The organism is Halomicrobium sp. HArcel3, assembly GCF_058933135.1.
Genome location: NZ_JBZYDN010000002.1, coordinates 431,567 through 449,412, shown reverse-complemented (window position 1 = coordinate 449,412; position 17,846 = coordinate 431,567). Strand labels below are relative to the sequence as shown.

Sequence of the window (17,846 nt, the reverse complement as noted above, 5' to 3'; positions counted from 1 at the left end):
GCGGGCTGGACCAATTGATTTACCACGGTGAGCGCCGAGGCGACGTGTATGAACACGAACGCTCTCACGGAGCGATTCGACGACGCACTCGAACCGATCGGCATCGCCGTCGGTGCGTTCCTCGTGCTGGTGGGGTTGTCCACCGTCGTGGGGACGCCCTGGACGACGAACCCAGACACGCTGGCGGTGGCGCTCAAGCTCGTGGGTGCGCTCGCGACCGTCGCGCTGGGCGCCGGCCTGGCGTACCTGAGCTGGAACGGACGAGCGTAACGCCCGCGCCGTCGCGAATCCGGTTTTTCGAAGCGAAAGACAACTGTCGCGGAGCTGCCGCTCCGTTTCACGTAGCAGCGACGGCGAGAAACAGCGTCGATGGGGAGTGAGTCGAGCCGAATCGGTCGCGTCCGTCGGAGAAACGAAGCGGCGGGTCGAGTCAGCCGCGGTTGGGCATGTACGCCATCGAGAGGATGAGGAAGGCCGCGGAGCCGCTGATGATGACGATGCCCCAGAGGCCGTTGACCCGCTCGTCGAGGTAGTCGCGCTGGGAGATGGTGGCCTGGTAGCTCTCGAACTGGTCGACGGAGACGAGCATGACCTCCTGGTCCTGGCCGTCGGGGAAGTGAGCGAAGTACTGCTCGCCGTTGGCGAGCGTGACGTTGGTCCCCTCCTGGAGTTCCTCGGAGTTGGCCATCGGACCGGTCCACTCGAGGGTCACGCCGCTGGAGGCCACCTCGGCGACGGTGGTCTCGTTGCCCTCGTACTGGTAGCTGTCGCCGGTCGAGAACTCGCGGGTGTCGGGTTCGGGGAGGTACTCCGCGAGCGGATGCAGCGAGTCGTTCTGGCGGTAGACCACGTACTCGGTGTCGTTCCGCGTGGCGACGGTGTTTTCGACCGCGTCGTCGTTCGCGAGGATGGCCGAGACGTTCAGCTCTTCGCGCAGGGTGAACGAAGAGACGTCCGACCCGTTTGCGACGAGGACGGTGTACGAGGTGTCCTGGTAGGTCACCGTCGACTCGTTCTCCAGGGTCGCGGTCTGGCGGGCGGAGTCGTTAGTCCATTCGAGTGTCGCGACCAGTGCTCCTTCCCCGCCGCCACCGCCGTGTCCGCCACCGCCGCTGGACTCGTGGCCGACCTCGGCGGCGGTGTACTCGGTCCCGTCGATCGTTGTACTCTCGTTGCCCGCGAGCGTGGGCCCGTTGACTGAGAACGCGGGCTGCTGGCTCGACTGGGCGACGCCGATGTAGGCGTAGGCCGCCGCACCGACGACGAGGAAGAACACGAAGTAAATCGCCGCGGCTCGTCGTTGCATGATCGGAGGATGGGGAGCCCCGACGTTTAACGATTACTTTTCGGTGGGCGCGGGAGGAAACAGCGAGGAGGGCCAGATCCGCTCCTGTCGACGGCTTCGCCAGTGACGCGACGGCTGTCTAGTCCGCGGTAATCGAGACGTCCGGGACGTCCGTGAACGCCGTCTCGTAGCCTTCGTGACGGGAGACCTGGGGGCCCGAGTCGGTCGTGATCGTCAGTTCGTCGCCGGATTCGACGGCGTCCACGCTGGCCCGGTAGTGATACCCCAGGTCCGGCCCGACGGCCTGGGTGAGGATGTCGTCGAACGCCGTCGATCCGTCGCGGTCGAGGGTCGCCGACAGCGACATCGCCGGGAGGACGTAGCCGTTGTAGCGCGTCCGTGGCGAGACGGCGATAGCGTCGCCGTCGTCGCCGGACACGACGGTGGCGGCGAAGTGCACGTCGCCGGCCTCGGCGCTGCCGAGTACCTGCCCCGGCAGCTCGTCCGTCGACGGGGCGAACGAGAGGGGCATCATGTCCATCTCCATCGGGTCGAGTGCACCGGGGTCGCCCGCGTCGTCGAGGGTCCGGAAGGGTATCTCGCTCCGGGCCGCTTCGCTGTACTCCCACTCGAACTGGGCGGTCGCAGACTCACCGAAGCTGTCGGCGAAGTCGCCGACGCGTTCGGTGCCGACGGCGCCCGTCTCGACGGTGACCGTGTACGTCCCCTCGCCGTCGAGCGCCATGTTGTCCCCGTAGTGAAAGCCCATGTTCTGGGAGAGCATCGTCCACGGCGCGCGTTCGGCCGACCAGTCGCCCTTCGTGAGTTCGAACCGCAGCCCGGTGTCGGCCGGCAACACCGTTCCCGAGTCGGGGTCCCAGATGCTGGCCATGAGGTGGACGTCGCCGCCCGGCTGGACGAGCTCCGTGACGCTGCCGGTGAGGGTCCAGAAGCGGTGGGCGTAGGCGTACATCAGCCCGACCATCCGACCGCCCGCCTCCTGCATCCCGATCATCTCCATCCCCTCGACGTGACTCGGACGGTAGATCGCGTCCGGGCGGTTCTCCACGACCGACGGGTTCCGGTTCGTCGATTGCTCCTCCAGTAAGCCGCTACAGCCCGCGAGCGCTCCAACGCCGACAGCGCCCGAGGCGCACAACAGATCTCGTCTGGTCCACTGGCGCGAGTCCATAGCGGTGGTTACTCACTCGCCCTCAAGAGGGATCTGGTGCACCTCTAGAAAGGGAGAAACGAGCGACAGTGACGGCGCCCGCGGCCGGTTCAGGGGTCGGGTCGGGGCAGGGATCGGTGGTCGCGGGGCGGCATCAGGTAGTTCCCCCGCCGGTCGACGGTCAGGTACTGGAGGATGCCGTTGTTGTTGCGGGTGCCGACCGCCGACTGGTCGGCCACGTCGGTGCCGTTCATCGCCTCGCGGGTCTCGACGAAGTCCGAAATGGTTCGCTGGAGCGAGAGGAAGTGCAGGCCGGCCTCGCCGCCGTCGGTCGAGTCGAAGTCCCGGCGGAGGATGAGCGGCGAGTCGTTCTCGTCACGCGCGCGTGCGGACTTCTGCGTGTGGCCCACCATCCCCTTCGTCCGGGCGTCCTCGAGCGTCCGGTCCTGGTCGCCGTCCAGCCCGCTGTCGGTGCCGAGGTTGTTCCCGACGCCCTCGACTTTCTCCTCGTCGGCGTGGGCCGGGCTGAACATCTTGCCGACGCGCTGGTACCGGCTGTCCTGTTCGTACCACTGGTCGAGGTGCAACTGGATCTTCGAGAGGTGGGTTGTCGTCCCATCCGCGAACGGACCCTCCCGGATGGTCACCCGGTCCTCGCTGGCCTGGTTCTGCTCGAAGCCGGACTTGAATCCCATGAACAGCGGCGCGTCCTCGTCGACCGGCTCCGAGTCGGGGATGCCGTCGACGTCCTGGTTCTCGGCGGGGAGGCCGGCGCCGACGAAGCCCGTCCGGCGGTCCACTCGCTCGAAGACGTCGCCGAACGACGAGACGTCGACGTCGTTCAGCGTCTCGCGCTTGCCGCGCAGCGCCTCGTCGGCGCCCAGTACGACCTGGCCGTAGTCGCTGGCGAGGTGGACGAGCGCGTCGGGTTCGTCCGGTTTCGGGTCCTCGAACGGCGCCAGCGCCCCGGGTCGGGGGAGGTCGACGCTCTCCGGTAGCGAGGCGTCGTACCGGTCGAAGTAGGCCGGCGTGTAGCCCACCGTGAACAGTAGCCCCTCGTTGCTTCGCGGGTACGCGCGTTCGAGTCCCCGGAGCGCCTGCTCGACCGTCTCGCGGTCGTCCTCGCTCGGCGTCCCCTCGCCGGCGTACTCCAGCAGGAGGAGGACGTGGTGGCGCGCCGCGGTGACGTTCCCGGCCTCGTCCCGCGAGAGCGACTCGTTCCAGGCGTGCTGGCGAGCGGGGAGCGCGGAGAGGTCCTCGGGTCCGGTGTCGAGGTCCGGCGCCCCCTCGCGGTCCAGGCAGGCCGAGAGCGCGCTGGTTCCGCCGATGGCCACCGCCGCCTTGACGAAGTCGCGGCGCGAGACGCCGCGGTCGGTCCGTCCCATCAGGTCACCTGTAGCCTACTGCGAGAAAAGACCCTTCTGGTACAGCCGTCGAACGGCGGACCAGCGGACCATGACCGGACTGCTCAGCGCTCGCCGACCCCGCTACGCGTCCTCGACGAGCGCGTCGAAGAGCCGTTCGAACCGGTCGACGAGACGGCCGGCCAGCGAGGGCGCGACCCGGGCCAGGAGTTCACCCGTCTCTGCGGGCCGGGTCAGCACGAGCGTCACGCGGCCCCCGTCGTCGCGGCGCTTCTCGACGAGGTCCGCCTCGACGAGGGTGTCGAGGTGCCACTCCAGGGTGCTGCGCGCGACGCCGACCGAGTCGGCGACGTCCGCCGGGCGCCGCTCGTCGCGTTCGAGGAGGGTGGCGACGACGTCCCGGGCCGTCTCCCGGCGCAGAACAGCTATCGCTCGCCGCTCCCACGGAGCGTACGTCGGCAGGTAGTAGTGGGTCCGCCCGCGGTGGTCCTCGGCGACGACCGCGTCCGCCCCGAGCAGCTCCCGGACGTGGTACTGCACCTGGCCGGGCGCCAGGTCCAGCGAGCGGGCCAGCCCCCGGAAGTGGATGCCCGGGTCCGCCTCGATGGCGGCCAGGATCCGCTCGCGGGTCTCACTCACGGACGCCACCTCCGCGCTCGACCCGCCGGGCCGAGTAGACGGCCGCGACGACCAGCGCCACCATCGCGACGTCGAGGCCGTGTTCTGCCAGGTGGTGCGTGCCCGGACTCAACGTCCCGTTCAGCGACAGGGAGGCGACCACCGTCCGGGCCAGCAGCGTCGCCACCGCTAGCGTCACCAGCAGGTAGGACTGGGAGCGGCGGCGGACGAACACCGCGAGCGCGAGACCGAGGACGGCGCTGGCACCCAGTCCCGCGACGGCCAGGACGAGGAGGAGGAGCGGGTCCGCGACGACCAGGTCCCTCGCCGCGTGGAGGGGAACGAGACGCCGTACCGGCGACATGTGACCAGGTACCGGCTCGGCAGGTATGGCCGTTGCGGAATCGCGATTGGCGGGCCCGCTCGCCTGGACGTTCCTTGGGGGACCCACGTCCGAAACGACTTTGTTCTTTTAGGTTTGCCTAAACCCATGGGAGAGACGACGCTACGCAGACGCACCGGGGAGGACGTGCACCGTCGCGACCGGAGGCCACTGGATGATTGACTGCGACGTGGTCGTCGTCGGCGGCGGCCCCGCCGGCTGTTCAGCCGGCGTGTTCACGGCCCGCTACGGCCTCGACACGGTCGTCTTCGACTGCGGTCGGTCGTCGCTCAAGCAGTGCGCCTACCTCGAGAACTACCTCGGCTTCCCCGCCGGCGTCGACGTCGACACGCTGTACGCACTCATGCACGACCACGCCGAGGAGGCCGGTTGCGAGTTCGTCACGGACCTCGTCGAGTCTGTCGAACGGGCCGACGACGGCGAGGGCTTTCTCGTGACGACGCAGGAGGGCAGAGAGCGGACCGCTGACTACGTCGTCGCAGCCACGCGGTACGACGGGGAGTACCTCCGGCCGCTCGGCGACGACGCGATGTTCGACGTCCACGAGCACGGCGGCGAGGAACACGAACACTTCGCCCGTGACTACGCCGACTCCGACGGGACGACGCCGGTCGACGGGCTCTACGTCGCCTCGCCGTCGGCCGAAACCGACCGGCAGGCCATCGTCGCGGCCGGCCGGGGCGCGCGGGTCGGCCTCGCCGTCGTCGGCGCTGTTCGGCGCGAGCAGGGCTTCCCGGACGAATTCGTCGACCACTACGACTGGGTCCGGCGGGAGACCCAGCGTGACGACGAGTGGGCGGACCGCGACCGCTGGCGCGAGTGGTTCGCCGAGCGGCTACCGGCGGACCACGACCTCGACGAAGACCGACTGGCCGAACTGCGCGAGCGGGAGATCGACCGACGGCTCGACACCTACGTCACCGAATCTGAGGTATCGACCCGCGCCGAACGGGGACAGCGACGATTGCTGACCCACCTCGACGACGACCTCGTCCTCGAACGCGCACGCGAGATTCGCGACGAGGACACCGCCGGGGAGTGAACGGGAGTGTTTTTAGGCTCGCCAAAAGATCGAAGCGGTTATGGGTTTTAGGTGTGCCTAAAACGGTATGGCAACAGAGCGAAACGATCGGACGGCGCCGACTCGCAGGCAGTGCCTCCGCTACGGGGGTACTGTCGCCGGCGGCTTGCTCGCCGGCTGTACGGGTCGATCAGACGGAGGAAGCGACGGGACGACCACGGCGGCCGACGGGTCTGCGGTCACCGACGCGTCGACTGACGCGGCCACTACCACCACCACCGAGTCGGCGACCGTCGACGAGTCGTACTCGGTGACCATGGAACCGGCCGGCGAGGTCACGTTCGACTCGGTTCCCGAGCAGTGGGTCGCCTACTGCGGGGCGTTCGCCGACATGGCCGTCGCGCTCGGCCAGGCCGACGGACTGGCCGGCATCGGCGGCAGGGACCGCTACTACACGGACGTCTACGACGAACTCCCCGGCGTCGACGTCGACGAGGAACAGCTAGCGCAGTACCCGGAGGTCCGAACCAAGGAGGAGTTCTACGAACTCGACTGCGACGTCCACCTCTACGACACGCAGATGCTGGTCAACTGGTTCGACTGGTCCCGGGACGACGTCGACGAGATCGCCGAGAACGTCGCGCCGTTCGTCGGAAACCTGATCTTCCGCCGGTCCGACGAGTGGCACGACTACCGGTACTACACCCTCTACGAGGCCTTCGAGAAGATAGCAACGCTGTTCCAGGAACGCGATCGCTACCGAGCGTTCAAAGCGCTCCACGACGAGTTCGTCGCCGAAATCCAGTCGGAGATGCCTCCTGCCGGCGAGCGCCCGGACGTCTTCCTCACCTTCGAGGGCACCGACGAACCTGAGACGTTCTCGCCGTACCGGCTCGACGACGCGGGGACGAGCAAGAAGCAGTGGCGCGATCTGGGCGTGAAGGACGCGCTCGCGGGGACCGATATCGACCAGTTGAGCACCACCAACCGCGGCGAGCTCGACTACGAGAACCTGCTGGAGATCGATCCCGACGTACTCCTCGTCCGCGGCCACGAGCGCAAGTCGCCCCAGGAATTCCGCGACGTGGTCCTCGATTACATGCGAAACCACCCCGTCGGGAGCGAACTCACCGCCGTCCGGAACGACCGCGTCTACCGCGGCGGCTACCTCCACCAGGGACCGATCCACAACCTCTTCCTCACCGAGCGGGCTGCCAAACAGATCTATCCCGACGTCTTCGGCGAGGTGACCGGCGACGCCGAACTGTTCGACCGCCAGGCAGTCGCGGACGTGGTCACTGGGAACTACTGACCCGGCAGTCGATCACGACAGCGAACACCGAACCCACGATACGATGGTCGGAACCACGCTCACAGAGATCCGCCAACACATCGAAGCCCTCGCCAGTGTGGACGGCGACTACTACCTCGTCTGCGGCCGGACAGGCGACCGGCCGGTCCCCGCCGAGACTGCCCGGTTCGAGAACCGGGGAACGGCACGGGCCGCCGCCCGCGCCACCGAACAGTACCGGGCCGCACTCCGCCGGTACGACCCGCGGTTCCCCTACTACGACCTGATCGTCTGCCAGGACAACGGCCCGTTACACCGGCCGAGAGACGTCGACGGGAACGGCGACCGTGACGGTCGATCGGCCACCTCACCTGCACCCGGTGACGGCGCGAACGCGCCCGACCACCGACTGCTCGTCGAGTTCTGTCACCGCGTCGCGGCGGCCGTGTTCGAGACGCTCTCCGAGAAGGGGTACGACGACGTCGAGAGCACCGTCATGGACGCCTACTTCGACCTCGCCGAGACCGTCTCCGACCCCGACGACCTCTGCCTCCGGCTGCTCGAGAGCATGGCCGAAGCGCTGGACGAACGGCTCTCGCCCACCGACCAGGCCGACGTCCTCGCAGACGCCGCGACGCGATACGCCCCCGTCGAACCGTCCGCGGAACCCGTCGTCTCGACGTTCCGACTGCTCCGGACGTGCGGACTGCTCGGCGCCTACACCTGCCGCCCGACGTCCATCGACCGACAGGCGGAAACGCGCTCGCTCTCTGTGGAGATGACCGACTACGCGCTGTCGCCGCAGAACGGACGCCTCCCAGTTCTCCCCGTCGTCGTCGAACTGTATCGACGCCGCCCCGAGTGGCCGCCGTCACGACTCCACGCCGACGACGTCGATGACGGCTGGCGGGTCACGCTCGTCCTCGCCAGCGACGCCGACCCGGACGGACTCACGACGGCCACTATCCGGTCCGACCCGTAGCTCGGCAGGATCGCCTCAGGCAGCCCGATTCGACCGATCGGCCGCGCTGACGGTCCGCGCTCGAACGCACGAGTTCACGCGACGAGTTCGTACAGCGACTGTCTCGCGTCCCGGAGACAGGGCCGCCGTTCCACGACGCCTGCCTCCGACAGTCGGTCGAGTGCATAGCGGACGGTCCGGGGCGGTAACGCCGTCTTGGCAACGAGTTCGGCCTGCGTACTCGTCCCCGCCTCGCGCAACGCGAGGTAGACCAGTTTGGAACTCGGCGGCAGGTCGGCGACGGTCTCGCACTCGATCATCGTCCCGATCGTCCCCGCTCTCGGTCGGTGCCGTCACCCGTCGACGCGGTCGTCCGGGAACCCGAGGCGGCCTCTAGCACTGTTCGCTCCCGAGGAAACTGACGACGGCGCAGTTCTCGTCGCGACACCACAGCTGTCCCGGTCGGAGGACGCCGTCGCCGCTCCCAGTCACCCCGCAGTTCGGACACGGGGCCGGCTCGCCGTCGAGGCTCGCTCCCGAACGTCGGTTCACGTCCGTCGAAGGGGCGTCGACGACGCCACCGGCGCGGTCCGGATCCGCCTTCATCGGGTCACCTCGCCGGCACAGTCGTGGGCCTCCAGAACCGCCGCAGCCCGGTCCGTTCCCACCTCGAAGTCCGCCGCCACCGCTTCGAGCGTGTCGTACCGGTTCGCGACCGCGACGACGTCCGCTTCGGTGAGGCTCCCCGGCGGCTCCCCGCCTGGATCGTCCGGAGAGAGCGCGCCGTCGCTGGCGTCGTGGGTGACCGTCCCGGCGGCGGGGACGGCGGATCCGAGGTCGTAGTAGCCGAGCGCCCACAGCGCCTGGTCCGTCGCGAGTCCGAGTCTATCGGCCAGTTCCGGAACCGACTCCGCCGTCTCGACGGCCGTTTCGACCGCCGGTCTCGGAACGGCGGCCGGCGACCAGTCCGCGAGCGGGTCGGGACGCTCACTGGTTTCCTCGGCCCGAACCCCCGTCGTCTGGTGGCCCGGGCCTTCCTCCGCCTCGTCGGTGACGACGTCGATCGTGACCGACGCGCTGATCCCGTCGACACACCGGTCCAGGCCGATGACGTCGAGTGACGCCACGTCTGCCCGGGCATCGAGGGACGCGACCACGTCCCCCAGCTGGCGGATCCCCTCAGGCAGCGACATCGAAGCTCTCACCCCCGTCGAAGTCGACATCTGGACTCGCTGATCGTCTCGTACCTGTGCTGCCGATCGTTGCGTAGTTTGCTCTCATGGGTCGGTCGTAGCTGTCGCTATCGCCGTATTCGGCCGGACGTCTCGCTCCGGGTGCCGGTATTGTCCGGCGCAGTCCAGGCGCCGAACCACTCGACGTTCGGACGCACCGCCGAACCGGAACCCGGCCAGTGACTGCACCGGTGTCCCCCGCGCTCACGCGGCTCGATCACGGCCGAAAGTCCGGGCCTGCCGGACGGCATCCGTCAGGAGGTGCGAGTGCGGTCAGCCGTCGACAGACGCCACCCGTCGTCGCCGCCGTGACCGCGCCCGCCGCCGGACTCGCGACCGGGAGGGCACGTGTCTTCGTATGGCCGTCGCCCCCATAACCGAAACGGGGTGTCCTTCCGGATTTCCGGGCCGGACATCGTCCACCGCACTCGACGGCGATATCCGACCAAAGACGGTTCAGGAGTTTCCGGGTCGCGTGACCGACTGCGTCCGAGCCGCCCTGTACACGCGGTTCTTCCCCTGCCCGTCGGATTCGACGAGCCGGTAGTGGTCCATCTTCGAGAGGTACGTGCGGACGGTCCGCTTCGTCCGGGGGTCCGCCACGGCGTCGCGGTAGCGCTCGTACAGTTGGCTCGGCTGGAGCGGTCCACGATCTTCGATGATGTCGTAAAGGACGCGCTGGTGATCGCTGAGTCGGTCCAGCGAAGCCCGCCGGAGCGACTGCCGCGCCTGATCGACCGCCATCTCGACGTGCTCGGCCCTGATGCGAGCGGCGTGGCCAGTCTGTGCCCGTTCAGCAGCGACGCGAAGTATCGCGATTGCGGCCCTGGCGTCTCCGGCGGCGTATTCGGCGATGCGTTCGAGGTGTGCCTCGTCGATGGCGTCCGGCGCGAGACCGTATGCCGCCCGCTTGGCCAGGATGTCGGTCGTCTCGACCACGGCGTAGGGTTCGAGGTCGATCTGGTGGCCCACCGTGAACCGCGAAGCGACCCGCTCGTTCATGTTCGCGAAGACGTCTTCGCGCGAGTTCGCGATCAGGACCAGCTGCGTCGCTGGCAGCGCGTGCAGGTCGTAGAGGACGTCCTTCGACGCCAGCTGGTCCACTTCGTCGAGAACGACGACCCGGGGGTCGTCCGGGTCGGTTTCGAGGCGCTCGATCACCGACGTCAGCGGCGTCGACTGGCGCTGGACCGGGCGCTCGAGGAGCTCCTGGGCCACCGAGAACAGGATCGACGACCGGTCCCGCGTCTGCCAGCAGTTCACGTACGCGTCCGCCCATGCCGCTTCGCTGGCAGCCAGCTGGTCCAGTGACACCCGGGCAAGCATCGACTTGCCCGTCCCTGGCGAGCCGATGAGGAACACGTGACTCCCCGCTGTACCGCGAGTGATCGGGTCAAGTGCGTCGGCGAGCGCGTCGAACTCCTCGCGGCGGTGGACGACGAGCTCCCGCTCGGGGACGACTTCCTCGTCCAGCACGCGGGCATCTGTTATCATATTGTCGTCTGCAGGCCGGGCGCCGATAAGTGATGGGGAGCCGTTTCCGGGTTTCCGGGATCCGCCACACACCGGCCGTCTGTATCGTGCTCTGCCAGTCGCGCTCGTGGCCCCCGATCGTGCCGATACCGCTCAGGCGTTCTCGTCCGAGTTCGTTCCACGCTCGACGTCGGCGGGTCGCTGGACCTGCGCCCACGCGGCGTAGAACTCCGACAGTTCCATCCCGTTGACCAGCCCCAGGACGACGATCCCCAGCGAGAAGACCCGAAGGGGGTCGGCACCCTCGACGACCGAGAAAATTCCGAACCCCACAATCGCCAGCGACACCACGAGGTTCTTGAGGACTTTCCAGGCTTTGAGGTTCATCGGGGGCCACCGTTCGCGGAGTCTGGCGTCGAGCAAGCGATTCTGTCTAACGACTTCCGTCGGGACTGATACGCGTGAGTTAGTTGCCATACCACATCTCAATCCCCGTGCGCGTCACGAACGCGCCGTCGGCAGAACCGAACGGGGAGCCACCCACCACCGCTACCTGTGGTCGGGCAGCAGACTGCGACTCCGCATACTACGCTGTAGGGGCCAGTCATGCTTAAACGAGTGTCTGTCGGAATTATTCACGGTTCTTCGGTAGTGGGGCCAGGTCACCGGCAAACGAGTCCAGTCACTCCGCAGGCGACTCGGATCAGTTACGCGCCGAACCAGTATCACTGTTGCTCGCTACCGTTGACCGTCTTCAGAAAACCAAGGGCCGGATTTGAACTGGAGAGACTTCGCTCCGCTCGTCCCAGGGCCCAAAACCGGTCTGGCGTTCGCTCCTCACGTCCGTTCGTCGCAGAAAGCCAAGGGCCGGATTTGAACTGGCGATGGGCGGCTCTGCAGGCCGCTGCGTTCGGCCGGACTCTGCCACCTTGGCGCGGGTGCAGGTAACGTGCTTGCTCGCATGAGCGTAGCGGTATCCGGCGATCAGCCCGCACCGGCCAGTTGGTCGGATTCGCCGACCGAGACGAACTCGCGACGGAGATACACGACGGCCTCCCCGTCGAGGCGGTCGGCGAACGACTCCGTCTGGGCGCGGTCCAGGATCATCGACAGCGGTTCCTCGCCGCCCGCGTACAGGAGACCGACGTCGTGGAGTTCGGTATTCAGGACCGCTGGCGCGCGATCTTCGAACTCGCGAACGACGGCGATTCGGACGGGCAGGCGAGTGCTCCCATCCGGTCCGAGACGTAGTCCGTGGAACCCGTCGGAGACGAGCCGACACCGACGACCGAGCGGTCGGGCGGCCAGCGAAATTAATCGAAATCTATCTTATATCGAATCTTAACGGATATATTATATATCCACTGTGTCCCGATTTCCATGGCGCCCGTGCTGAAACTGGAAGTCGAGCAGTCGAACGCGGCCTGAAGCCGCGGTGTGACCTCTGGGAAAAGTGCGGCATCGTGGACGCCGTATTTCGCGCGGATCCGGCGGAGAAATTCGTCGCCAGACGCGCCGTTTCGCACCCAATACGATTGTATTTCGGGAATTCGCCCGTCAGGGGGTCGACGGGAGCGTCCGGCTAGAACCCGTCGTCGGCGAGTCGAATCACGGCTTCTTCGACCGCAGCGTGAGTCCGCGATCTCCGTCCGAGAGCGGTAAATCGGTTTCGTGAGACCAATTACGCACGGGGAGCCGGCAGGTATCGACACCGAAATTATAGATATTTTTATTAGTATTCGAAGTTGATGGTTCTGTCAGGTACAGGTGGATGCTGAACTCGACCGGCGGCTGTGGCGTCGGCCGTCGCCACGCAAAATATAAGGCAGTCCAACCCACCGAGCTAGCCGAGCGGCCGGGTTCGAGCACTGGTACCGAGCGCCAGCCCGCTCTCGTTCTGCGGGCCGAACCCGAACAGTGGCCGGCGTCGCAACCAAAATAGCTAACACGTGGCAACTGTAACACAGCCCCAATGAGTACTGACTCTAGCGACCAGCCAGTCCTCGTCGTCGGGGCCGGACCAGTCGGGATGACCACGGCCCTCGCGCTGCACGCGCGGAACGTGCCGGTGACGATCCTCGAAGCTGAATCGAAGGACCGAGACAGGTCGGGAAGTCGAGCGATCTACGTTCACGGCTCGACGCTCCGAACGCTCGAACGCGTCCACCCGGGCCTCGGAATGGACCTCGTCGACGAAGGGATGGTCTGGCCGACCCGCCGGACCTGCTGGCGGGGGAAGGAAGTGTTCTCCCGGACGTACGACTCCCCCGGTGGCCACGGCGACATTCCGCACTTCACGAGCGTGCCGCAGGTCCGCACCGAGGCGTACATGCACGCGGCGCTCGAGGAGTGCGGGATAGACATCCACTGGGACACCGAGGTCGAGACGGTCGACGCCGACGCGGACGGCGTTCGCGTCGAGACGACGGACGGGCGGGAGTGGGAGACCGAGTATCTCGTCGGCGCCGACGGCGGTGGATCCACCGTCCGGAACGAGATAGGCGCGAACTTCGACGGAGACGAGTCGGCGAACTCGTTCATCGTCGCCGACGTCGAAGAGATCGATGGCGATGGATACCCGACCGAACGGCTGTTCCACTACGACCACCCCGAAGTCGGCGGTCGAAACGTATTGCTCGTGCCGTTCACCGGCGGCTGGCGCCTCGACATCCAGTGCCTCCCGGACGACGACCCCGAGGAGCTCTGTAGCGACGAGAACATGCGGGAGTTCATCCGCACCGTACTGGGCGAAGCGTACGAGGACAACCTCACGTGGATATCGACCTACAAGTTCCTCCAGGTGCACGCCGATAGCTTCGTCGACGAACACCGTCGCGTGCTGCTGGCGGGCGAGGCCGCACACTTGCTGGCGCCCTTCGGCGCGCGCGGGATGAACTCTGGCATCGCGGACGCGGACGAGGCCGCGTCCGCCATCGCGGTCGCGAACCGTGCGCGCTCCGACGCGGTCGCCAGGGACGAGATAGAACTGTTCGCCGCACGTCGGGAGAGAGCCGCCCAGTACAACATCGACGCCGCGGGGCAGGCCCTGGAGTACCTCCAGGGAGACGACCCGAAGACGGTCCTCCGCAAGGAGGCGGCCGCGTCGCTGGCCGACCACTTCGAGGTCGCCGGGGAGTACCTCGACGACGCGCCCTACGGCCCCCACGGCGCACCGCCGATCGTGTCGACCGGCAACTACTGAGTCGAAGGCCGCCCTCTCTCTACTGCTCCGTCGATACGTCTCAGTATCGGATCGCTCGTTCGCCGACCGGAGCGATCGGCTCCGGGAGACCAGCCGCAACGATAGTGGATCGCCCGAATAGACGACCGTCCGGAGCGACGATACGCTGCACCTAGACGCCGAGTCGCTTCGCGACCCAGTGGTCGCGGGCCGCGAACACCATCGCTTCCTCGTCCTCGAAGTCGGTTCGTTCCGCGACGAATTCGTCCCAGGCGCCGTCGAGAACCCTGTCGAGTTCGTCGGCCGACGTCGCATCGGCGGGACTGGCGGTCACGAGTTCGTCGAACGTGTCGAAGTCAGTGTGTGCCGCCACGAAGTCGTCGTCGAACACGTCCGTGACGGAGATGTCCGCCGCCGCCTCGTAGACGTCAGACGCGGTCGGTACGTCGTCGGCGGCCTCTACTGCCGTCTCCAGATCTGTCTGCAACACCATGCGTGGTACTGTCCCCCGAACCGTAATAAATCCACGTTTCGACCGCTCGCGACGGCGGAGGGAACCGGCGACGTCCACGGACAGTCGTGGTCGCGGTCCGCTTCGGAGCGTGGCGACGGGGAACGCCAGTTCGGACGGCGTTCCCGGACCGGAGTCGAGGCGTGCAGCGGGTATCGTCGCAGTCGCCGAACAGGGGGTATAAGTTCCTCCTTGCCAGAGAGACACGTACATGCCCAACAGCGACGAGGGTGCGGTCAGCGACGGCGATGTCCGTCGCGCGCCGTCCGCGACGGACGATCGGTCGAACTACGACTACGTCGCCGACGAGGTCGAGCGTCCAGACCTCGTCGCGGCCTTGCGACGGCGCGTCGACGGGGAAGTCCGGTTCGACACCTACACGCGCGAGCTCTACGCCACGGACGCCTCGGCGTACGAGGTGACGCCGGTCGGCGTCGTCTTCCCGACGTCGACGGCGGACGTCGCCGCCGCCGTGGCGTACTGCGCCGACGAAGGGATCGCGGTGCTCCCGCGCGGTGGCGGCACCTCCCTGGCCGGCCAGGCCGTCAACGAGGCCGTCGTCCTCGATTTCACGCGCCACATGGACCAGATCCTGGGCCTGGACCGGGAAGCGGAGACGGCCAGGGTCCAGGCCGGGACGGTGCTGGCCGACCTGAACGACCGCGCCGCCGAGGCCGGCCTGACCTTCGGACCGGACCCCGCTGCCGGCGACCGGAGCGCCGTCGGCGGAGCCATCGGAAACAACTCCACGGGCGCCCACTCGCTCGTCTACGAGAAGACCGACCACTACGTCGAGGAATGCGAGGTGGTTCTGGCAGACGGGACGGTGACGACCCTGGGCTCGGAGCGCGTCGAAGACCTTCGCACACGGGCCGACCCGGAGAGCGACGACCTGCTGGATCGTATCGCCGCGGGCGTCGTCACCGTCGTCGACGACCACGCGGCGGCGGTCCACGAGCGCTTCCCCGACCTCAAGCGCAACGTCTCGGGCTACAACCTCGACCGCCTCGTCGCCGAGGCCGAGGGCGAGTACGGGGAGTCCGGACGGGTCAATCTCGCGCGCTTGCTCGCCGGGAGCGAGGGAACGCTCGCTGTCGTCACCGAAGCGACCGTCTCGCTCGAACCGCTCCCCGAGACGAAGGCCGTCGCCCTGCTCACGTACGATAGCGTCGTCGACGCGGTCAGCGACGTGCCTGCCGTCCTCGACCACGACCCCGCAGCGGTCGAACTCGTCGACGACACCCTCATCGACCTCGCGGCCGACACCAGCGAGTTCGCCGACACGGTCGCGAAACTCCCGTCGGGGACTCGCGCCGCGCTCCTCGTCGAGTTCTACGCCGACGACCGGTCCCACGGCCGCCGACAGGTGAAAGCGCTCCGTGGCGAGCGGGTCGCAGACGAAGCGGATGGATCGGACGGAGCGGACGAGGCGGGCGAAGGGGACGACGCTGCTGGGAGCGCCGATACCGAATCAGACGAGGAACGCCGCGCCTTCGACGTGCTGGTGGCCCACGACGCCGACGAACGGGCCGGGCTCTGGAAGCTCCGGAAGGCCGGCCAGCCGATTCTCCTGGGACGGACGAGCGACGCGAAACACATCTCCTTCCTCGAAGACTGCGCGATTCCGCCCGAACACCTCCCGGAGTTCGTCACGGCGTTTCAATCCACCCTGGCCGAGCACGGCACGAGCGCGGCGTTCTACGCCCACGCCGGTCCGGGCGTCCTCCACGTCCGCCCGCTGGTCAACACGAAATCACAGACCGATCTCGACGCGATGGCGGCCATCGGCGAGACGGTGACCGACCTGGTCGTGGAACTCGGCGGCTCCGTCTCCGGCGAACACGGCGACGGCCGGGCCCGGACCCAGTGGAACCGCAAACTCTACGGGGAGACGCTCTGGCAGGCGTTCCGCGACCTCAAGACGGCCTTCGATCCGGACTGGCGACTCAACCCCGGGCAGGTCTGTGGCGACGTCTCGATGACCGAGAACCTCCGCTTCGACCCGGACTACGAGTTCGACGCCGGCTTCGACGCCGCGCTGGAGTGGGACAACGAGAACGGGATGCAGGGCATGGTCGAACTGTGCCACGGCTGTGCCGGCTGTCGGACCGACCAGTCCGAGGGCGGCGTCATGTGCCCGACGTTCCGCGCGGCCGACGAGGAGATTACGTCCACCCGCGGGCGGGCGAACCTCCTCCGCCAGGCGATGAGCGGCGACCTGCCGGACGACCCGACCGACGACCAGTTCGTCACCGAAGTGATGGACCTGTGCATCGGCTGCAAGGGGTGCGCGAACGACTGTCCGAGCGAGGTCGACATGGCGAAGCTCAAAGCGGAAGTGACCCACGCCCACCACCAGGACCACGGTGCCGGCCTCCGTGAGCGACTGTTCGCGAACGTCGACACGCTCGCTCGCGTCGGCAGCGCGCTCGCGCCGGTCTCGAACTGGGCCGCAGCGGTACCCGGCGCACGCACCGTTCTGGAACGGACCGTTGGCATCGCGACCGACAGGTCGCTCCCGACGTTCGAGCGCGAGAGTTTGCAGGACTGGTTCGCCGACCGCGGCCCGCAGATCGACCCGGGCGACGCCGAGCGCCGGGCCGTCCTGTTCCCGGACACGTACACGAACTACAGCCACCCCGCCGTCGGGAAGGCGGCCGTGGCGCTCCTGGAGGCCGCGGGAGTGTACGTCGATCTCGCACCGGTAACCGACAGCGGCCGACCGGCCTTTTCGAAGGGATTCCTCGACGCCGCGCGCGACACCGCCCGGGAAACCGTGGACGCGCTCGCGCCGAGGGTCGCGGACGGCTGGGACGTCGTCGTCGTCGAACCGAGCGACGCGGTCATGCTCCAGTCCGACTACCGCGACCTCCTGACCGGGTCGGCTGTCGAGGCAGTGAGCGCGAACACGTACGGCGTCTGCGAGTACCTCGATACGTTCCGTCTCGACGAACAGATCGACTTCGACGCGCCCGCCCGATCGCTGGCCTACCACGGCCACTGTCACCAGAAGGCGACGAAGAAGGACCACCACGCCGTCGGCGTCCTCCGGCGCGCGGGCTACGCCGTGGACCCGCTCGACTCCGGCTGCTGCGGGATGGCCGGGAGCTTCGGCTACGAAGCCGAACATCACGCGATGAGTCGGGCCATCGGTGACCGACTCGACGATCAGATATCGGCCAGCGACGCCGACGCGGTCGTCGCTCCCGGTGCGTCCTGTCGGACCCAGCTCTCGGACATGGACGTGACCGCGGACGGACCGCTGCTCCCGAACGGCGACCGGGAAGCGCCACCGACGCCCGTCGAGGCGCTCGCGCTCGCCGTTCGCTGAACAG

Annotated in this window: 18 protein-coding genes and 1 tRNA gene; 7 read left to right on the top strand and 12 right to left on the bottom strand. The window is 67.7% G+C overall.

Annotated elements, in window-relative coordinates:
• Window positions 1–48 precede the first annotated feature (48 nt).
• Window positions 49–270 carry a DUF8123 family protein gene (locus AC5FRV_RS07980; protein WP_493560564.1) on the top strand — a complete coding sequence of 74 codons (222 nt, stop codon included), beginning with the start codon at window positions 49–51 and terminating at the stop codon, window positions 268–270.
• A 160-nt stretch (window positions 271–430) separates the two neighbouring features.
• Here the strand turns inward: AC5FRV_RS07980 and AC5FRV_RS07975 are convergent, their stop codons facing one another.
• The 5 genes from AC5FRV_RS07975 to AC5FRV_RS07955 all read right to left on the bottom strand — a co-directional run bounded on the left by AC5FRV_RS07975 (window position 431) and on the right by AC5FRV_RS07955 (window position 4,802).
• Complete coding sequence (locus tag AC5FRV_RS07975) at window positions 431–1,306, bottom strand: DUF8231 family protein (protein WP_493560563.1); 876 nt, start codon at window positions 1,304–1,306, stop codon at window positions 431–433.
• A gap of 118 nt (window positions 1,307–1,424) precedes the next feature.
• Window positions 1,425–2,477, bottom strand: a complete 1,053-nt coding sequence (locus tag AC5FRV_RS07970; RefSeq protein ID WP_493560562.1) for a DUF7350 domain-containing protein — start codon at window positions 2,475–2,477, stop codon at window positions 1,425–1,427.
• Window positions 2,478–2,566: 89 nt separating this feature from the next.
• Window positions 2,567–3,841 carry a DUF7405 family protein gene (locus tag AC5FRV_RS07965; protein WP_493560561.1) on the bottom strand — a complete coding sequence of 425 codons (1,275 nt, stop codon included), beginning with the start codon at window positions 3,839–3,841 and terminating at the stop codon, window positions 2,567–2,569.
• Between the two features lie 102 nt (window positions 3,842–3,943).
• Window positions 3,944–4,459: a winged helix-turn-helix transcriptional regulator gene (locus AC5FRV_RS07960; RefSeq protein ID WP_493560560.1), complete on the bottom strand. Its 516-nt coding sequence runs from the start codon at window positions 4,457–4,459 to the stop codon at window positions 3,944–3,946.
• A complete protein-coding gene (locus tag AC5FRV_RS07955; RefSeq protein ID WP_493560559.1) occupies window positions 4,452–4,802 on the bottom strand; it encodes a DUF7471 family protein in 351 nt (116 codons plus the stop codon). Before AC5FRV_RS07955 ends, AC5FRV_RS07960 begins: the two co-directional genes overlap by 8 nt.
• Window positions 4,803–4,995: 193 nt before the next feature.
• Here AC5FRV_RS07955 and AC5FRV_RS07950 point away from each other — a divergent pair, with 193 nt between their 5' ends.
• The 3 genes from AC5FRV_RS07950 (at window position 4,996) to AC5FRV_RS07940 (ending at window position 8,135) form a co-directional block, all read left to right on the top strand.
• Complete coding sequence (locus AC5FRV_RS07950) at window positions 4,996–5,883, top strand: FAD-dependent oxidoreductase (RefSeq protein WP_493560558.1); 888 nt, start codon at window positions 4,996–4,998, stop codon at window positions 5,881–5,883.
• A 67-nt stretch (window positions 5,884–5,950) separates the two neighbouring features.
• A complete protein-coding gene (locus tag AC5FRV_RS07945) occupies window positions 5,951–7,174 on the top strand; it encodes an ABC transporter substrate-binding protein (protein ID WP_493560557.1) in 1,224 nt (407 codons plus the stop codon).
• Window positions 7,175–7,217: 43 nt separating this feature from the next.
• The gene (locus AC5FRV_RS07940) at window positions 7,218–8,135 is read left to right on the top strand and encodes a DUF7551 domain-containing protein (protein ID WP_493560556.1); all 918 of its coding nucleotides are present in this window, start codon (window positions 7,218–7,220) and stop codon (window positions 8,133–8,135) included.
• Window positions 8,136–8,209: 74 nt separating this feature from the next.
• On the opposite strand, the gene AC5FRV_RS07935 is transcribed toward AC5FRV_RS07940, so the two are convergent.
• The 6 genes from AC5FRV_RS07935 to AC5FRV_RS07910 form a co-directional block, all read right to left on the bottom strand.
• The gene (locus AC5FRV_RS07935) at window positions 8,210–8,434 is read right to left on the bottom strand and encodes a MarR family transcriptional regulator (protein ID WP_493560555.1); all 225 of its coding nucleotides are present in this window, start codon (window positions 8,432–8,434) and stop codon (window positions 8,210–8,212) included.
• 73 nt (window positions 8,435–8,507) lie between these two features.
• Complete coding sequence (locus AC5FRV_RS07930) at window positions 8,508–8,720, bottom strand: hypothetical protein (protein WP_493560554.1); 213 nt, start codon at window positions 8,718–8,720, stop codon at window positions 8,508–8,510.
• On the bottom strand, window positions 8,717–9,307 hold the full coding sequence (locus AC5FRV_RS07925) for a hypothetical protein (protein WP_493560553.1): 591 nt from the start codon (window positions 9,305–9,307) through the stop codon (window positions 8,717–8,719). The genes AC5FRV_RS07930 and AC5FRV_RS07925 overlap by 4 nt, the downstream gene beginning before the upstream one ends.
• A 495-nt stretch (window positions 9,308–9,802) precedes the next feature.
• Window positions 9,803–10,840, bottom strand: a complete 1,038-nt coding sequence (locus AC5FRV_RS07920; protein ID WP_493560552.1) for a Cdc6/Cdc18 family protein — start codon at window positions 10,838–10,840, stop codon at window positions 9,803–9,805.
• A gap of 132 nt (window positions 10,841–10,972) precedes the next feature.
• Window positions 10,973–11,206: a hypothetical protein gene (locus tag AC5FRV_RS07915; RefSeq protein WP_493560551.1), complete on the bottom strand. Its 234-nt coding sequence runs from the start codon at window positions 11,204–11,206 to the stop codon at window positions 10,973–10,975.
• A gap of 471 nt (window positions 11,207–11,677) precedes the next feature.
• Window positions 11,678–11,753, bottom strand: a tRNA-Cys gene (locus AC5FRV_RS07910).
• A gap of 68 nt (window positions 11,754–11,821) precedes the next feature.
• On the opposite strand from AC5FRV_RS07910, the gene AC5FRV_RS07905 reads away from it, so the two are divergent.
• Both AC5FRV_RS07905 and AC5FRV_RS07900 read left to right on the top strand, forming a co-directional pair.
• Window positions 11,822–12,070, top strand: coding sequence for a hypothetical protein (locus tag AC5FRV_RS07905; RefSeq protein ID WP_493560550.1), 249 nt, complete (start codon window positions 11,822–11,824; stop codon window positions 12,068–12,070).
• A 721-nt stretch (window positions 12,071–12,791) separates the two neighbouring features.
• A complete protein-coding gene (locus AC5FRV_RS07900; protein ID WP_493560549.1) occupies window positions 12,792–14,021 on the top strand; it encodes an FAD-dependent monooxygenase in 1,230 nt (409 codons plus the stop codon).
• 151 nt (window positions 14,022–14,172) lie between these two features.
• Here AC5FRV_RS07900 and AC5FRV_RS07895 read toward each other — a convergent pair whose 3' ends face one another.
• Complete coding sequence (locus AC5FRV_RS07895) at window positions 14,173–14,493, bottom strand: hypothetical protein (protein WP_493560548.1); 321 nt, start codon at window positions 14,491–14,493, stop codon at window positions 14,173–14,175.
• Between the two features lie 229 nt (window positions 14,494–14,722).
• On the opposite strand from AC5FRV_RS07895, the gene AC5FRV_RS07890 reads away from it, so the two are divergent.
• A complete protein-coding gene (locus AC5FRV_RS07890; RefSeq protein ID WP_493560547.1) occupies window positions 14,723–17,842 on the top strand; it encodes an FAD-binding and (Fe-S)-binding domain-containing protein in 3,120 nt (1,039 codons plus the stop codon).
• Window positions 17,843–17,846 lie beyond the last annotated feature (4 nt).

What these genes read in the sequence shown, in the direction of transcription:
- AC5FRV_RS07980 (WP_493560564.1), top strand. Translation starts at nt 49, where the DNA reads ATGAACACGAACGCTCTCACGGAGCGATTCGACGACGCACTCGAACCG.
- AC5FRV_RS07975 (WP_493560563.1), bottom strand. Translation starts at nt 1,306, where the DNA reads ATGCAACGACGAGCCGCGGCGATTTACTTCGTGTTCTTCCTCGTCGTC.
- AC5FRV_RS07970 (WP_493560562.1), bottom strand. Translation starts at nt 2,477, where the DNA reads ATGGACTCGCGCCAGTGGACCAGACGAGATCTGTTGTGCGCCTCGGGC.
- AC5FRV_RS07965 (WP_493560561.1), bottom strand. Translation starts at nt 3,841, where the DNA reads ATGGGACGGACCGACCGCGGCGTCTCGCGCCGCGACTTCGTCAAGGCG.
- AC5FRV_RS07955 (WP_493560559.1), bottom strand. Translation starts at nt 4,802, where the DNA reads ATGTCGCCGGTACGGCGTCTCGTTCCCCTCCACGCGGCGAGGGACCTG.
- AC5FRV_RS07950 (WP_493560558.1), top strand. Translation starts at nt 4,996, where the DNA reads ATGATTGACTGCGACGTGGTCGTCGTCGGCGGCGGCCCCGCCGGCTGT.
- AC5FRV_RS07945 (WP_493560557.1), top strand. Translation starts at nt 5,951, where the DNA reads ATGGCAACAGAGCGAAACGATCGGACGGCGCCGACTCGCAGGCAGTGC.
- AC5FRV_RS07940 (WP_493560556.1), top strand. Translation starts at nt 7,218, where the DNA reads ATGGTCGGAACCACGCTCACAGAGATCCGCCAACACATCGAAGCCCTC.
- AC5FRV_RS07935 (WP_493560555.1), bottom strand. Translation starts at nt 8,434, where the DNA reads ATGATCGAGTGCGAGACCGTCGCCGACCTGCCGCCGAGTTCCAAACTG.
- AC5FRV_RS07930 (WP_493560554.1), bottom strand. Translation starts at nt 8,720, where the DNA reads ATGAAGGCGGATCCGGACCGCGCCGGTGGCGTCGTCGACGCCCCTTCG.
- AC5FRV_RS07925 (WP_493560553.1), bottom strand. Translation starts at nt 9,307, where the DNA reads ATGTCGCTGCCTGAGGGGATCCGCCAGCTGGGGGACGTGGTCGCGTCC.
- AC5FRV_RS07920 (WP_493560552.1), bottom strand. Translation starts at nt 10,840, where the DNA reads ATGATAACAGATGCCCGCGTGCTGGACGAGGAAGTCGTCCCCGAGCGG.
- AC5FRV_RS07915 (WP_493560551.1), bottom strand. Translation starts at nt 11,206, where the DNA reads ATGAACCTCAAAGCCTGGAAAGTCCTCAAGAACCTCGTGGTGTCGCTG.
- AC5FRV_RS07900 (WP_493560549.1), top strand. Translation starts at nt 12,792, where the DNA reads ATGAGTACTGACTCTAGCGACCAGCCAGTCCTCGTCGTCGGGGCCGGA.
- AC5FRV_RS07895 (WP_493560548.1), bottom strand. Translation starts at nt 14,493, where the DNA reads ATGGTGTTGCAGACAGATCTGGAGACGGCAGTAGAGGCCGCCGACGAC.
- AC5FRV_RS07890 (WP_493560547.1), top strand. Translation starts at nt 14,723, where the DNA reads ATGCCCAACAGCGACGAGGGTGCGGTCAGCGACGGCGATGTCCGTCGC.